This window comes from Kitasatospora sp. NPDC048286 (assembly GCF_043201735.1).
Lineage (GTDB): Bacteria > Actinomycetota > Actinomycetes > Streptomycetales > Streptomycetaceae > Kitasatospora.
In genome coordinates this window covers 45,149-60,587 of record NZ_JBICZE010000018.1, presented here as the reverse complement: position 1 = coordinate 60,587, position 15,439 = coordinate 45,149, and the positions used below count along the sequence as shown (strand labels likewise).

8 protein-coding genes and 1 tRNA gene are annotated in these 15,439 nt (G+C 72.5%); 2 read left to right on the top strand and 7 right to left on the bottom strand.

Annotated elements, in window-relative coordinates:
- Positions 1-126 precede the first annotated feature (126 nt).
- Both ACGF13_RS34090 and ACGF13_RS34085 read right to left on the bottom strand, forming a co-directional pair.
- The gene (locus ACGF13_RS34090; RefSeq protein ID WP_392882799.1) at positions 127-1,242 is read right to left on the bottom strand and encodes a saccharopine dehydrogenase NADP-binding domain-containing protein; all 1,116 of its coding nucleotides are present in this window, start codon (positions 1,240-1,242) and stop codon (positions 127-129) included.
- A complete protein-coding gene (locus ACGF13_RS34085) occupies positions 1,239-6,668 on the bottom strand; it encodes an amino acid adenylation domain-containing protein (RefSeq protein WP_392882797.1) in 5,430 nt (1,809 codons plus the stop codon). The genes ACGF13_RS34090 and ACGF13_RS34085 overlap by 4 nt, the downstream gene beginning before the upstream one ends.
- Positions 6,669-7,287: 619 nt before the next feature.
- Between ACGF13_RS34085 and ACGF13_RS34080 the strand changes: the two genes are divergently transcribed.
- Together ACGF13_RS34080 and ACGF13_RS34075 are read left to right on the top strand one after the other, a co-directional pair.
- Positions 7,288-8,415 carry a hypothetical protein gene (locus ACGF13_RS34080; RefSeq protein ID WP_392882794.1) on the top strand — a complete coding sequence of 376 codons (1,128 nt, stop codon included), beginning with the start codon at positions 7,288-7,290 and terminating at the stop codon, positions 8,413-8,415.
- Positions 8,416-8,951: 536 nt separating this feature from the next.
- Positions 8,952-10,202, top strand: coding sequence for a tyrosine-type recombinase/integrase (locus ACGF13_RS34075; RefSeq protein ID WP_392882791.1), 1,251 nt, complete (start codon positions 8,952-8,954; stop codon positions 10,200-10,202).
- A 391-nt stretch (positions 10,203-10,593) separates the two neighbouring features.
- Here ACGF13_RS34075 and ACGF13_RS34070 read toward each other — a convergent pair.
- The 5 genes from ACGF13_RS34070 to ACGF13_RS34050 form a co-directional block, all read right to left on the bottom strand.
- Positions 10,594-10,667, bottom strand: a tRNA-Pro gene (locus ACGF13_RS34070).
- A gap of 135 nt (positions 10,668-10,802) precedes the next feature.
- Positions 10,803-12,179 carry an MFS transporter gene (locus tag ACGF13_RS34065; protein WP_392882789.1) on the bottom strand — a complete coding sequence of 459 codons (1,377 nt, stop codon included), beginning with the start codon at positions 12,177-12,179 and terminating at the stop codon, positions 10,803-10,805.
- A 162-nt stretch (positions 12,180-12,341) separates the two neighbouring features.
- Positions 12,342-13,133, bottom strand: coding sequence for a DUF1684 domain-containing protein (locus ACGF13_RS34060; protein ID WP_392882787.1), 792 nt, complete (start codon positions 13,131-13,133; stop codon positions 12,342-12,344).
- 239 nt (positions 13,134-13,372) lie between these two features.
- The gene (locus tag ACGF13_RS34055) at positions 13,373-14,242 is read right to left on the bottom strand and encodes an acyl-CoA thioesterase (protein ID WP_392882786.1); all 870 of its coding nucleotides are present in this window, start codon (positions 14,240-14,242) and stop codon (positions 13,373-13,375) included.
- Between the two features lie 225 nt (positions 14,243-14,467).
- Positions 14,468-15,157, bottom strand: a complete 690-nt coding sequence (locus ACGF13_RS34050) for an alpha-ketoglutarate-dependent dioxygenase AlkB family protein (RefSeq protein ID WP_392882998.1) — start codon at positions 15,155-15,157, stop codon at positions 14,468-14,470.
- Between the last annotated feature and the right edge of the window lie 282 nt (positions 15,158-15,439).

Below are 15,439 nucleotides of genomic sequence, written 5' to 3'. Positions count from 1 at the left end.
GCCGCTGTGGCGGCGGAGCGGACACCCCCGGCCGCTCCGCCGCCACAGCCGTGTCCGGCGTCCGACAACGGGCCGGGCCCCGCCCTCCCTTCGGGGAGTGCGGGGCCCGGCCCGCCGCGTTCCGCGTCAGAGCTCACCGTCCTCGAACTCGTCGTCCTCGGCGCCACCGTCGAAGGGAGCCGCCTGCGTCACCGCGACCACGGTGGCCGGCAGGTGGCGCCTCAAGGCCTCCACGACCGTGGCCGGCGCGAGCACCCGGGACGCTTGGTGGGCGCCGAGCGCCACCCGGCCGGCGAGCAGCTCCCGGACCGCGGCCGCACCGACGACGCCGGTGAGTTCGGAGCCGTCCGAACCCCGGATCAGCCCGCTGCGCCGGACGGCGGCGCCCTCGGCGTCCAGCCCGTCTAGCGCGCCCCAAAGGACGTGGTACGGCTCGCGACCGACCACGTCCAGGGCGCCGGCCCGGACCAGCTCCTCGCACGCCGCGTCGAAGTCCTGAACGCCGCTCCGCTGCCGGTTCAGCGCGTCAAGCAGGTAGTGCCCGTCGAAACCGTTGTACCAGTCGGCCGACTCCAGCCCCAACTCCTCGGCCTGCCGGGCGATTTCGTCCAGCAGGTACGGGTAGGCCGTGACCGGCCGGGGCAGCCCCGGGATCCCGTGCTCGGGCAACATGCTCAGAGCCCCCGGCACCACCCGCCCCGCCCGCCACCCGGCGAGCGGCACGCCGTAGCCCCGGTCCAGGCTCAGCAGGTAGTCGGCGGCCCCGGTCGTGGTGAGGGCGCCGAGCCCGACGTAGTGCCCGGTGAACCGGAGCGGTCGGGCCAGGCCCTCGGCCAGCAGGCGCGGCAGGAGGCCGGACAGGCCTGGCGAGAGGCCGGCGGACAGCACCGCGGTCCGCTCGTCCGGGGGCGCCGTGCCGCCGCCGTCCATCACGTCCACGTAGGCAGCACCGACCGCTGCGGCGGCGCGGCGCGGGCGGTCGCGCAGGAGGTAAGCGGGGCCCGCACAGTTCAGGACCACGTCGCAGCCCCGCCCGAAGGCGAGCAGGCTCGCGTCGTCGGCGGCGTCGACGGTGACGGGCTCGGCACCGAGTCCGGCGGCGAGCCGCCGGGCCTGCTCGGCCCGACGGCCGCCGAGCCGCAACCGGACGCCCCCCTCGGCGGCCAGGCAGCGCGCGGCGCTCGCGCCGACCGCGCCGTAGCCGCCGAGGATGCCGACCAGCGGTTCGGTGGAGTGGCTCACGACAGCAGCGCCTCGGCCACAGCCCGCCCGAACGGGTCCCGCATACAGGTGAAGTGGTCGCCGGGGACGTCCACGATCCGCAGCCCGCCCTGGCAGACGCCCTGCCAGTACTCCGTCATGTCGCGGTGCATCCCGGGGAACACCTCCGCCTCCCCGAGCTGGCGGACGAAGACAGCCGGGCCCGAGTACGGCGTCGGCACGTGGGCGGCGACGGTGGCCAGGCTGTGCTTGACCGTCCGGTACTGCCTGGTCAGCCGGTCCAGCGAGCGCAGGTCGGCGTCCTCCACCGGCATCAGCTCGCCGATGGCACGCAGCCGCTCCTCCTGCGGCTTGGCCGCCAGGGCGCGGAAGGCCTGCCACGCCGCGCGACCGGCCTCGCTCAGCGAGGGGTCGGGGTCGTCGGCCGCGAGCGTGCCCTCGGGGACGCGGTCGACGTACTGGCGGGTGACCGACTCGACCAGCTCGCGGGTGGCCTCCTCGTCGCCCGGGTAGCCGAGCTGATGCACGTCGACGTGCATCAGCCGGCCGAAGATGTACTCCGCCAGCAGGTCGTCCTCGACCAGGTACGGCACCCGGTAGCTGCTGACGACGCGGACGCCGGCCACCTCAGCCCCAGCCCGTACCAGCCGGTCGGCCAGTTCAGGGACCAGCAGGCCGCCCATGCAGTAACCGACCAGCTCGACCTTGCGGTGCCCGGCCGCCAGCAGCGCCTTCGCGTGCCGGTCCGCCAGCTCGGCGACCTGGCTTCCCGGGTCGGTGGTCAGGAACGTGCTCAGGTCGTCGACCACCAGGCCGACCAGCGGGCGCTTCCCGGTCAGCTCCCGGATCACCGAGCGGTACGGGATGAGGGTCCCGGTGCCGTCGTGCACCAGCACCATCGTCGGGTCGTCCGTCCCCGCCGGGGCCGACTCCCCGATCCGCACCAGCGAGGAGGTCTCTCGGTCGCCGTCGCGCGCCGCCAGGTACGCCGCCGTCTCCGCGACGGTCGGCCGGTTCATCACCAGCCGCAGCAGGTCGTCCCACTCCAGCCCGGCGGCCTCCGGCAGCCGGTCGCGCATCAGAGTGACCAGCCGGGAGACCAGCAGCGAGTCCCCGCCCAGGGCGAAGAAATTGACGTCCCGGCCGACGGCGTCCACTGGCAGCACCTCGGTCCACAGCCGCGCCAGCGCCTGCTCCAGACCGCCGCGCGGCGCCTCGCCCTCGTCCTCGCGCCTGGCGCTCACCGCCGAGGCGCTCCAGGCGTCCAGCCGGGCCCGGTCCACCTTCCCGTTGCCGGTCAGCGGCATCCGGTCCACCAACTGGAGCTCGGACGGGAGCATGTAGGGCGGCAGCCGGTCCGCGAGGTGGGCCGCGAGTTCCTCGGGCGCGACGGACTCCCGGTCCGCCTTGAACCGGGTCAGCAGGACGTGCTGCCCGATGTCGGACAGCGGGGTGCCGTCCTCCGGCAGGCAGACCACGACCTCGCCGCCCGCCTCCGGCAGCAGCCGCAGCCAGTCCTCCCGCTGGATGAAGGTCTGCCCGGTCTGCGCCCGGTGGTCGGTGAATCCGTTCAGGCCCGTGTTGAACTCCATCGAGGTCATCACGTGGTAGGAGTCCCGGGTCGCCTCGATGGCGGCCAACCAGCCGCCCGGCGCCAGCAGTTCGCGCAGCCGCGCCAGACCCTCGACGATGTCGACCGCGTTGTGCAGCACGTTGGCCAGCAGGATGACGTCGAAGGAGTTCGGCTTCAGGCCCTGCTCGCGGTAGTCGCGGTTCAGGTCGAACAGGCCGTACTCGATCCACGGGTAGTCGGCGAACCAGGTGGCCGCGTTGTCCAGGAAGAAGTGCGACAGGTCGGTGAAGTGGTACCGGACGTTCAGCCCGTCCAGCGCCGGGACCAGCACCGTGCTGGTCCCGCCGACACCGGCACCGATCTCCAGCACCCGCAGCGGGCCGGGCCCGGTGTGCCGCTCGGCGATCGACCGCAGGGCCTCGACCATCGCGGCGTTGTTGTACCGGCTGATCAGGTTGTCGCGGTAGGCCGCCTCGGCCGTCTCCATCCGTCCCTCGGGGAAGAGCAGGGTCCGCAGGTCCATCTCGTTGCGCACCAGCGGCCCCAGGTTGGTCTCCGACGCGCGGTGGTAGCGGACCAACTCCGCACCCCAGCCGATCAGCGGCTCCACCTCGTCGATGCGCGCGAGGATGCGCTCTCGCTCGCCGTCCTGGGGCGCGACCACCTCGCGGTAGCGGTCTCCGGTCAGGGCCAGCCGGCCCTCCGTCACCAGGGCCGCCAGCCAGCGGCGCACCAGGTAGCGGTTCTCCGGAGCGGCGCCGATCGCGTCGGTGATCTCCTCGGCGGTGTGCTCGGCCCCGGCCTGTGCGAACAGCCCATGCTCGCGCAGGAGGCCGGCGATCGCGATGATGGCGGATTCGTCGAGCAGACCGACCATCTCGGTCACCAACGAGCCGTCGACCCCGTCCGCGGCCGCCGCGCCGGCCGCGGACGCGAGCCGCGCAAGATCCTGCGGGGCAGGCTCCGGCTCGGTCCGCGCGGTCTCCGCGAAGGCGATCAGCTTCGGCGCGCCGGATCCGGTCTGGACGGTCGCCGCGGCCGCCGCGAGGGCCGGGTGGGTCAGCAACGCGCTCTCCACCTCAGCGAGTTCGACCCGGTGCCCGTTGAGCTTCACCTGCCGGTCGATCCGGCCCAGGAACTCGATCTCGCCGTCGGCCATCCGGCGCCCCAGGTCGCCGGTGCGGTAGAGCCGCTCCCCGCTCACCGGATGCTGGACGAAGCGTTCGGCGGTGCGCTCGGCATCGCCGAGGTAGCCGAGAGCCAGGCCGACGCCGCCGATGTAGAGCTCCCCGGTGACGTGCACCGGGCAGTCGCGCAGCCGCGCGTCGAGCACCCGGAAGGTCTGGTTAGCGAGCGGCCGGCCGTACGGAATGCTGCCGAGGCCCGGGTCGACCTCCCCGATCGGGTGGTGGATCGACCAGATCGACGCCTCGGTCGCACCACCGAGGCTGACCACGCTCAGCCCGGGGACGCGTCCACGGATCGCGTTCGGTAGGGTGACCGGAATCCAGTCCCCTGAGAGCATCGCGAGACGCAGCCCGGAGACGTCCGCGGCCTGCGTGGTGCTCAGGTAGTCGGCCAGCATCTGCAACTGAGCGGGGACGGAGTTCCAGACGGTGATCCCGTGCTCGGCGATCAGCGCCGCCCAGTGCGTCGGGTCGCCGCGGCGCGCGGTGTCCGGCAGGACCACGGCACCGCCGACCGACAGCGGGCCGAAGACGTCGTACACCGAGAGGTCGAACCCGAGCTGGGCGAGCCCGAGCACCCGGTCGTCCTCGCCCACGGCGAAGCGGGCGTTGATGTCGTCCACCGTGTTGAGCGCGGCGGCGTGGGCGATCATCACGCCCTTGGGTGTCCCGGTCGAGCCGGATGTGTAGATGACGTAGGCCAGGTCGTCAGGGGCGGCGGCGAGCTCGTCCTCGGCCGCCTCGGCCACTGGCTCCAGGCCGTCGACCGAGATGGCGTCCACGCCCTCCGGCAGCCCCAGATCGAGCCAGGACTGGGTGAGCACCCGCCGCACCCCGGCGTCGCGCAGCACCACGTCCCGGCGCAGCGGCGGCTGCGTGGTGTCCACCGGCAGGTACGCACCCCGGGCGAGCAGCACACCGAGGACGCCGACCAACTGCTCCCAGCCCTTGTCCATCACCACTGCCACCCGCTCGCCCGGCACGCAGCCGGCCTCGCGGAGCGCGGCAGCCACGGCCCGGGCCCAGCCGACCAGTTCGGCGTAGTCGAGGGTGCGCGCAGAGCTCACCACAGCGACCCGCTCGGGCGTCCGTACCGCCTGGGCGAGCACGCCGGCGTGCAGGGAGGCCAGCGCGCGCGGCGCCTCGGTGGCATTGACCCGCTCCAGCTGCTCGCGCTGGTCGGCGGGAAGCTCGACGGCGTCGCGGGCCCGCCACACCCCGTCCTCGTCCGCGAGCCGGTGCACGAGCTGCTCGAAGGCGGCGAACATGGCGGGCGCCACGCCGTCCGGCAGCACGCCGTCGCGGACGTCCCAATGCACCAGCAGCTCGGAGCCCTCCGCCATCACCTGGCAGTCGATCCACACCTGCGGGGTCTGGGTGATGCCGTACAGCAGCTCACCGCCGGGCATCAGGGAGTCCGGCTCGTCCTGGCCGGCGCCCCCGACGGTGCTGGTGAAGGTCACCGGCATCAGCGCCTCCGCCCGTCCGCGCCGCCGGGCCACCTCCCGCAGAACCTCGACGCCGGTGCAGAGCCGGTGGTCGAGGTCCTCCCAGAGGCGGGTCTGGACGGTCCGGGTCCGCTCCTCGAAGGTGTCCCCCTCGGCGAGGTCGACCGCGAGCAGGGTGGTGGAGCTGAAGTCGCCGACGATCCGGTCCACGTCCGGGTGCAGCGGCAGGCGGTTCTGCACGGTGAGGCTCAGCGTAAACCGCGGCTGCGCGCTCCAGCGGCCGACCGTCTCCGCGAAGGCCTGCAGCAGCACGCCGGAGGTGGTCAGCCCGGCCGCCGCAGCACGGGCATCGAGTGCCTTGCGCTGGTGGTCGCTCAGGCGCAGACCGTGTCGGCCGAAGGTGGCCGGCGCGTACGGCGCGTCGGAGCGCAGCGGCAGGGCGGGCGCGGGCGGCAGGGCGTCGATCCGATCCCACCAGTAGTCGCGGTCGCGCTGGATGCGGGTGCCCTCGCGGGTACCGCGCGCGCCCAGCACGTAGTCGCGGAAGGTCGCCTCGGCCGGGTCCGGGTGCCCGGCGCCGGTGCAGAGCCCGCTGAGCTCGGCCAGCAGGATCCGGATGCTGCTGTAGTCGCAGATCAGCAGGTCGACGGCGAGGTGCAGGACCAACGCGGATTCGGTCCGGGTGGTGCGCAGCTCGAACAGCGGCCACTGCTCGGTCGGTCGGACCTGGTGCGACATCTCCCCGCGGACGGCGGCCAGCGCCCGCTGCTCGCCCTCAAGGTCCGCCTCCGTACGGCGGATCCGGTAGCACGGCACCTCAGCGAGCACCCGCTGGTGCCCCTCGGCCGACACGACGGCGCGCAGCATGTCGTGCCGGGCGATCAGGGCGTTCCAGGCCTCCTCCACCCGGTCCTCGTCCCAGAGCGGGAGGGCGAACTCCAGGTAGCCGTGGCAGGCCACCCCGCCGTACGCGAACGCCGGGCTGCGGCCGAGCAGGTAGGCCGACTGCACGTCGGTGAGCGGGAAAGCCTCGTACCGGGCCGCCGCGTCGACGGTCGCCCCGGGCCCGTACTCCTGCGCCCGCAGCCGCGCGAGCACCTCGTTCTTCCACTCGCGCAGCGTCGCCAGGTGCGCTGCGGTCAGCGCACCCCTCGGCGCACGGTAGCGAAGTTTTCCCCCCTCCTCGTACAACGTCACGCCCATCGCACGGAGTTCGGTCAGGTACTCCTCGACATTCATCCCCGCGTGCCCCTCCACACTCACACTGCTAGCGGTTCGAGCAGCCTTCCATCCAGCGACTGGCCAATGTCTGGATGCGCCCCCGGGCCGGGCTGCCCGCTCGCCCACCGGCCCACCGAGCGGGGCCCTGGACAGGAGGAGTTGCGTCAGTTCCGGTGGCGGCCAGCAAGACATGACGGGACGACGAGGACCATGGCGACCCGGAGAGCTGTGATGACGAACAGGCCGAACAGCAGGACCGCAGCCGTGGACACTTCGCCCGACTCGTCCGCGAAGCCTCCGCCCACCAGCGCGACCGGCCCATCTGTCGACCCCGCCACCACAGCCGTCCACGCACTGGGGCTGACTCCGACCTGGTCGGCATCCTGGAACAACCCATACCAGCCGAGACCTCGCCGAGTGCACCGCCAAACCGGTGCCATGCAGCTCCGGAGGTAGCCCCCCCTGATCCGCTACTGCTCGACCCCACCCGGGTTCAAACGCCTCTGCCCTCGAGGGGCCTCGCTCTCTCACCACCGTCGGCGCGTGTCGGTTGCACGATCCGGAGTTTTCTGGCGATGCGTCAGAATGACTCGATGCTCGGCGGCGTTGCCGAGCAGATCACCGGAGGTACGGCTTCATGACCCGCTACAGCCTCGACCCCGAACGCCACGAGCTGATCGCGGCCTGGGGCACGGGCGAGGGTGATCTCGCTACTCGTATCGCCGCCGTCCCGGCCGGCACGGACACCGCCACGCTCATGCGTCTGGCCCTCGCGCTCACCCACCTGTCCGAGGCTGCGTGGCGCGCCTACACCCATCCGGCCAGCGCCGCCGCGTCCATGGAGCCCAACTCCGAGGGCTGGCGCCGCGCGGAGGAGCGCAAGTCCTTCGACGAGGTCCCCGGCGCCATCACGCGGCCCAACCTCCCCCAGGACGGCATGCTCGACGTCGAATACAGTCCGATGGTCGAGTCCGCCCACCGCGCCGGCCGCGCCCTGCACGCCATCGGCAACGCGGACCTCACCGACTCCGTCCTCGCCGAAGTCGGCACCGAACTCGCCGCGGTGGACAATGCCGAACTCGGCGACCTCGCCGGCCGCGCCCACCAGGCCGTCGTCCTCAGCCGCGAAGGCGCCTCCCCCGTCCAGGTCGCCGCCGCCGACCGCCTCCTCGAACAGAACCCCTTCGGCCCCGCCGCACTGTTCACCGATATCGACCCCACCGCCGCGGCCGTCGCCGCCGCACACTGGCTCGCGGCCGCCGCCGAGGTCACCGCCGAAGCCACCGGCCACTCCCCCACCACCCTGCTCCTCGAAGCCGACGACATCGAAGCCCTCCCCCACGAAACCCCCACCCACGTCCTCGAACTCCTCGAAGCCGGCACCTCCCCGTACGACGCGGTCACCGGCCTCGTGCGCCACGCCCTCCACATCGCCGACGGCCTCCTCCCCGACCCCGCCGGCCTGCGCGAACAACTCGAAGACATCGACGAAACCCTCGCCCAACACACCGGCCCGGACACCGACCCCGAGGACACCGGCCTGCGCCTGACCCCACTCGACCCCAAACGACCCGCTCCCGACCTCCTCGAAGACCTCCTCGCCGGCATCCGCGGCTGCTGGCTCCTCCACGAGGAATACGACGAACCCGATGACGAGGACGGCTTCGACGACGACGAGCACACCGGACAGCCCGGCACCGGCCGCAGCCGATTCACCCGCCTCGTCCGCGAAGCCGCCGCCGCCAACCGCGACCGGCTCGTCTGACCGTCCGGCCCGGCCGCACCTTCACGAGGGCACATCCAGACGCGGGCCAGCCGATGGGATACCCCCCGACGTCGGCACGCCCACCCTTCTCGGCCTGATGCCGGCGGCGACCCGTTCGAGCCCGATTTTGGGTAACACTGCGTAACCAAGTCGAGGTCGCGGGATACCCGACCTGCAGGCCGAACAGGCGCACAGGAAGCCGGATTCCATTATCACTTACATGAATATCTGTCAATAGAAGCTAATCTCGGCGCCCTCTCGCGCGGCCGCCGCTTCGGGCCCCTCTCCGGGGCGCGCTTCCGGGCTCATGGTTACGCACGGTAATAACTTCCGGGTGCCCGCACCGTCCGTCCGAGGTAGCGCGGCGGGCCCTCTCCGTGTGTGGCATGCCCAGGTGCGGGTCCTCACCGCGAACCGCAGGTCAGGGGCCTGATTCCGCGTTGGTGATCGCATGGTGGTCGCAGACGATCTCCTGGGCGCGGCATCTGTAGCCTCCGTGAGCCGATCAAGGAGTCACAGCCGTAGGAGGTACAGAAGTGCGCAGGTCAGGACGGCCAGGCCGGGTCTACCGACGGTGCGGGTGCCGGGACGCCACCCGGCGCCAGCTCGGGGCGTCGTGCCCGCGCCTGCCCGAGGAAGGGCACGGCACGTGGACGTTCGCCGTCGACGTCCCCTCCCTCAGCGGCCGCCGGCGCACCGTGCGCCGCGGCGGCTTCGAGGACGCGTTCGCAGCCGAGACGGCGCTACGGCGCTTCCTCGAAGGGCGCCAGCTGGGCTTCGACGCCGACCCGCACGAGACGGTGGCCGCCTACCTCACCAAGTGGCTCAAGGGCATGGAGTTCCTGCTCAAGCCCACCACCTACGCCCGCTACCGCACCTACGTGCTCTGCGAGTTGATACCCGTCTTCGGCAAGCTGCGCCTGGAGGAGCTCGCCCACGACCACATCGCCGCCTACACACACGAGCAGCTCGACGCCGGCCGCGGCCGCCAGGCCGTCTACCACTGCCTCGCCACCCTCTCCAGCGCCCTCGGTACGGCCGTGCGCACCCACCGCCTGCCCTTCAACGCCGCCCAGCCCCTGCCCATGCGCAGACCCCGCCCCGACGAACGCATCCCCTGGACCGCGGAACAGGCCGTCTCCTTCCTCTCCCACTGCCGCAACGTCGACCCCGCCTTCGCCGACCTCTTCGAAGTCATCATCGGCACCGGCCTGCGCAAGGGCGAAGCCCTCGGCCTCCAACGCCCGTGCGTCCGGATCGACGACCGCGTCATGTACATCCGCCACACCCTGTCCGCGGTCGACAACCACGAACTCGTCCTGACCGCGCCGAAGACCAGGAAGAGCCGCAACTGGGTGCCGCTGTCCGAGCGGGTCGCCGCCGCCCTCCAACGCGCGATGGACCGCAGCACCGCCACCATCAACGGGCACGTCTTCCAGGGCCCCGACGGCCAGCCCCTCCACCCCGCCGCCGTCCGCCGGCGCTTCCACGAGCTGCGTGAACAGGCCGGGCTGCCCCACGTCACCATCCACGACCTGCGTCACCTCGCCGCCACCCTCGCCCTGGAGGGCAACGTCTCCATGGCCGTCATCTCCAAGACCCTGCGGCACTCCACGCTGTCGACCACCGCGAACATCTACAGCCACCTGACCTGGGACGTCGCCCGGGCCGCCGTGAACACCATCGAGGCAAGGCTCCGCCTCGTCGAAGCCCGCACCCGGCACGACCCGCACGCCCCCGCCCACGACGCCGGCTTGCCGAACCCGCTGTTCAGTCACGCGGCCTGACGGCCGCACCCCTGAAGCCGGCTCGGCTCTCCCAGCCACACCGGCCACCAGGACCGACAAGCAACCGGGATTCCCGGCTCACAGCTGACACCCGATAAACGTGCGAACTGTCGAAGCAGATGACGCCGCAGGTTCTGTCGGCATGCCCATTTCCCGCGAATCCGGGCCCGTTTCCACGCCGAAGAGGGGACCAGTCCGCAATCGACGGCACGTGGATTCCCGAATGAATGAACAAATGCCCCGTCACGGCCAGGCCAGAGGGGCTCAGCCTGCGGAAACACGCTCAGCAAGGCGATGTGAACGAGCGTTCACGACCACATTGCGACCACCAAAGGAAAAGGCCGTTCCTATCATTTCGATAAGAACGGCCTCCGACCTGCGGAAATGCCGGTCGGGACGACAGGATTTGAACCTGCGACCCCTTGACCCCCAGTCAAGTGCGCTACCAAGCTGCGCCACGTCCCGTGGTCTCGGTGCCTTCAGCTGGGCCTGGGGGGCTCTGCTGTGGGCTTCTCGACCTTGTCTCCGGTTGTCCCGGCGACGTGGAAAACAATACAGCACGTCGGGGGGTGCTCGCTGCCAGGTTCGGGGGTGGGTGGTTCAGGGGGTGGGGTGGCGGGCGTCGTAGGCGAGGAAGGCGGGGCGGCGGGCGGCGAGGAGGAGGACGGCGGCGACGCAGGCAAGGCCGCCGGTGATCACGGAGGTGGCGGGGTTGGTGAGGGCGGCGACGGTGCCGGACTCGAAGTCGCCGAGGCGGGGGCCGCCGGCCACGACGACGATGAAGATGCCCTGGAGGCGGCCGCGCATCTCGTCCGGGGCTGCGACCTGCATCATCGTGTTGCGGAAGATCATGCTGATGGTGTCGGCGCAGCCCGCGACCGCGAGCAGCAGGAGGCCGAGCCAGAGGTTGTGGAGGGCGCCGAAGGCCGCGATGGCCAGGCCCCAGGCGGCGACGGCGGCGAGGACGGCGAGGCCCTGGCGGTGCACACGGCCGACCCAGCCGGAGAAGAGCGCGCCGGCCAGGGCGCCGACGGCCGGGGCGGAGACCAGCAGGCCGACGGTGCCGGCGTCGCCGCCGTAGAAGGTGATCGCGATGGCCGGGAAGAGGGCGCGCGGCATGCCGAAGACCATCGCGGCCAGGTCGGCGAGGAAGCTGGTGCGCAGGTTGGGCTGCTCACGCAGGAAGCGCAGGCCGTCGAGGACGGAGGCGCGGCCCTTGCGCTCGCCGAGCGGCCGCATGGCGGGAAGGCGCCACATCGCGTAGAGGGTGGCGGTGAAGGCGACGGTGTCGACCAGGTAGGCGGCCTGGGCGCCGTACGCGCCGATCAGGACGCCGCCGAGCATCGGGCCGACGGTGAGGCCGAGGTTCATGCTGACGGTGTTCAGGGCGTTCGCCGCCGGGAGCTGGTGGCTGGGCACCAGCCGGGGGATCATCGCGGAGCGGGCGGGCGAGCTGATCGCGAAGAAGCCGGCCTGGACGGCGACGGCGGCGTACAGGACGGCGACCAGCCCGAGGCCGGCGAGCGCCTGCGCGGCCAGGACGGCGGAGACGACCGCCAGGCCCGCCGAGCCGATCAGGCCCAGCCGCCGCCGGTCGACGGTGTCGGCGATGGCGCCGCCGTAGAGGCCGAAGGCGACCAGCGGGACGAGGGAGAAGATGCCGACGAGCCCGGTCGCGAAGGCGGAGCCGGTCAGGTCGTAGACCTGGACGGAGACGGCGACGGCCGTCATCTGCTGGCCTATGGAGGAGATGGCCTGCCCGGCCCAGACCCGGCGGTAGTCCGGGTGGTCGCGCAGCGGGCTGAGGTCGGCGAACGCCCGCCGGTACCAGGGCGCACCGGCGGCCGCCTCCGGCCCGGGGCCGTCCCCCGGCCCGGAATCAGGTTGGGGTTCGGGTTCGGGCTCCGCGACGGACGGTGGAGGGGGCGAAGCGGGCGAGGGGGAGGAGGACGGGGTGGAATGTTGATTGTTCGACATAACTCCCCATGCTCCGCTCCGCCTCCGAACGCCCTCGCACTGGGGCCCCACCGCGGCGGCGGCCCGCAGTGGATGACCAGTGGACCACCAGTGGCCCGCCGGGGCTCGCGGCGGGGCCCTGCCCGCGCCCGGCGGAGGCCCGGCCCCGCCCCGCCCCGCCCGCTACCGGCTCAGCACCTGCTTCTCCCCCGCCTCCACCGCGAAGTCCAGCCGGTTGCCCGGCGGCGGGAACGGGCAGATGAAGTGGTCCGAGAAGGCGCACGGCGGCAGGTAGGCCCGGTTGAGGTCGAGGACGGTACGGCCCTCGGCGTCGGGTGCCGGCAGGGTGATGAAGCGGAAGCGGTAGGTGTCGATGCCGCTGGTCGCGTCCGCGATCACGCCGCTGAGCCACTCGCCCGACCTGCTGACGGTCAGGGTGCGGTGCTCGCCCGCCACGGTGAAGGCGATCTGCCCGGAGACGGCCAGCGGGCGCTCCCGCCCGTCGGCGTTCGGGACCACGACCGACTGCGCGTCACCGTCCTCGAACGGGGTGAAGACGGCGGGCACCGCCCACTCGGGCGCGTACGGGTAGGCGGCGATGCCCGCGAACGCGGTCCGCCGGGGTGCCGCCGGGTCGAAGACCCGCAGGGCCAGCTCGCCCTCGCGTTCGATCGGGACGAGCAGCAGGGCGCCCAGGGTGGCGGTGTCGGCGGCCGGGTCGCTGTCCGGGCGGAGCAGCACATCGCCGTCCACCGGTGCGCCGGCGCCGTCGACCGTGATGCCGTCGGACGCCTCCGCCCGGACCCGGACGCCCTCGGCGTCGGCCCACCAGCGCCCGGGCAGGCCGGGGATCTCGGCGGGCTCCGGCTCCAGCCAGTGCGTGCCGGTGAGTGCGAGCTGGCCGTGCGGCGCGCTCACCGACGCCGCCCGGCCGTCGCTCCAGTGCTTCCAGTCCTCCGCGGCCGTCGCCGTCATCGGTCCACCCTCCCGGTCTGTCCGTGGACGGCCCGCCGTTCGGGCCGCCCGTCTCGGTCATCCACAACACCGTCCACGCGGACGGATCATTCCCGTCGGCTCGAAACCGCCGAAACCGCAACACGGCGGCAACGCGCCGAAACGGGGCACAACACATGGCACGACACAGGGCCCGACGACACCGGGCACACCAGCACCGGGCACGGCGACACGGGCACAGCGACACCGGCCGGCTTCACCTACCCGTCGTGGCGCTTCAGCGGACGGAACAGCCCTTCCTGCACCACGGACACCACCAGTCGGCCGTGCCGGTCGAAGATCTGCCCACGTGCCAGGCCGCGCGCGCCGTGCGCGATCGGGGACTCCTGCTGGTACAGCAGCCAGTCGTCCGTCCGGAACGGCTGGTGGAACCACATCGCGTGGTCGAGCGAGGCCATGTCGAAGTTCCGCTCGCCCCACAGTGGCTCGACCGGGGCCCGGACGGCGTCCAGCAGCGTCATGTCACTGGCGTAGGTGAGGGCGCAGACGTGTATCAGCGGGTCGTCCGGCAGCGGGCCGTTGGTGCGCAGCCAGACGCCGCTGCGCGCCTCGACTCCCGCCAGCTCCTCCTTGCTCCACCGCAGCCGGTCGACGTACCGGACGTCGAAGGGCTGGCGGCGGCTGATGAACGGGGGCAGCTCGCCGAGCCGGGAGCCGACCTCGTCCAGTGCGCTCGGCAGGCCCTCGGGGGCGGCGACGGCCGGCATCGGGTACTGGTGCTCGATGCCCGCTTCCTCGGGTCTGTGGAAGTCGGCCGTGAGCGCGAAGATCGACCGGCCGCCCTGGATGCCGAGCACCCGGCGGGTGGTGAAGGAGCGGCCGTCCCTGATCCGGTCGACCTGGTAGACGATCGGCACACCGGGGACACCGGGGCGCAGGAAGTAGGCGTGCAGCGAGTGGACCGGGCGCTCGTCATCCACCGTGCGCCCTGCCGCGACCAGCGCCTGCCCGGCGACCTGACCGCCGAACGTCCGCTGCAGCGCCTCCTCGGGGCTGCGCCCACGGAAGATGTTGAGTTCGATCTGCTCGAGGTCGAGCAGATCGACAAGATCGTCGACGGGGGTACTCATACGCGCACGCTTCCTCTCCTGACTCCGAACGAATTCTCCAGCTCACTCGAATTCTCCGGCGACCCTGGTCATTCCCGCACAGCGGCCCGGAATCCCCAGTTCACTCGAACGAGTAGACGAGTCGGTGAGTCAGTGAGTCAGTGAGTCGGCGAACTGGCAAGTCGGCGAACTGGCGAACCAGTGGCGGACGGGACGACCTCACGCCCCCAGGGAAACCCTCCCCGGCTACTCCCCCAGCCCCGACTCCCGCACCGTGATGTTGAGCCGCCCGGTCAGCCCCAGCGCCGGATCGGCCGTCCCCGGCAGCGTCCGCACGACCCCGTGGTACGCGAACCGGACCGGGCCGCCGAACACCAGCAGGTCCCCGCTGCGCAGCTCCAGGTCCGTCCACGGCCGGGTCCTGGTCTCGGTGTTCCCGAGCCGGAAGACGCAGCCGTCGCCCAGCGAGAGCGACACCACCGGCGCGTCGGCCCGCTCGTCGCGGTCCTGGTGGAGGCCCATCTTCGCGCCGTGCGCGTAGTGGTTGACGATCGCGATGTCCGGCGCGTACGTCGCCGCGCCCGCGATCTCCCCCACCGCGGCCCCGTACGCCTCGGCGACGGCCCTGCGCGCCAGGTCCCCGAGCAGCGACGGGAACGGCTTGACGGGCGCGCCGTCCTCGGCGACCCGCCGGTACCCGTACGGGTACCAGTGCAGGCCGAGGCTCACCATCCGGACGGACATCGTCCCGCCGGTGGGCATCCGCACGGCGTGCAGGCCGGCCGGCGGACGGGCCCACTCCCGGCAGGCACCGACCAGCCGGCGCTGCGCGTCGAGGTCCAGCCAACCGGGGAGCAGAACGGCGCCGGGGGCCGGCTCGGAACGATCGCGCCCGCCCGGGAACCCGCCCGGATCGCTGAACAACTCGCCCTGGATCACCCCACCATCCTCCCGCACCGCGACCGCCCGGGCCCGGCCCCACCACCGACGGCGGGCACACCCCGGGAGTCCCAACTCCCGCCCGCAGGAAGGCCGGCGACGCCGCCACGGTGACACCCGGGCACCACGCCGAACACCGCGGAGCAGCGCCGAACCCCTCGGAGCAGCGCCGAACACCACGAGACGCCGCGAAGCATCGCGAGAAGCCGCGAAACGCCGACGGCCGCTCCCCCGACCGGCGGGGGAACCCGCGCGGTGGAGAAGCGGCCGTGGGAGCCG

What these genes read in the sequence shown, in the direction of transcription:
- ACGF13_RS34085 (WP_392882797.1), bottom strand. Translation starts at nt 6,668, where the DNA reads ATGAATGTCGAGGAGTACCTGACCGAACTCCGTGCGATGGGCGTGACG.
- ACGF13_RS34080 (WP_392882794.1), top strand. Translation starts at nt 7,288, where the DNA reads ATGACCCGCTACAGCCTCGACCCCGAACGCCACGAGCTGATCGCGGCC.
- ACGF13_RS34065 (WP_392882789.1), bottom strand. Translation starts at nt 12,179, where the DNA reads ATGTCGAACAATCAACATTCCACCCCGTCCTCCTCCCCCTCGCCCGCT.
- ACGF13_RS34060 (WP_392882787.1), bottom strand. Translation starts at nt 13,133, where the DNA reads ATGACGGCGACGGCCGCGGAGGACTGGAAGCACTGGAGCGACGGCCGG.
- ACGF13_RS34055 (WP_392882786.1), bottom strand. Translation starts at nt 14,242, where the DNA reads ATGAGTACCCCCGTCGACGATCTTGTCGATCTGCTCGACCTCGAGCAG.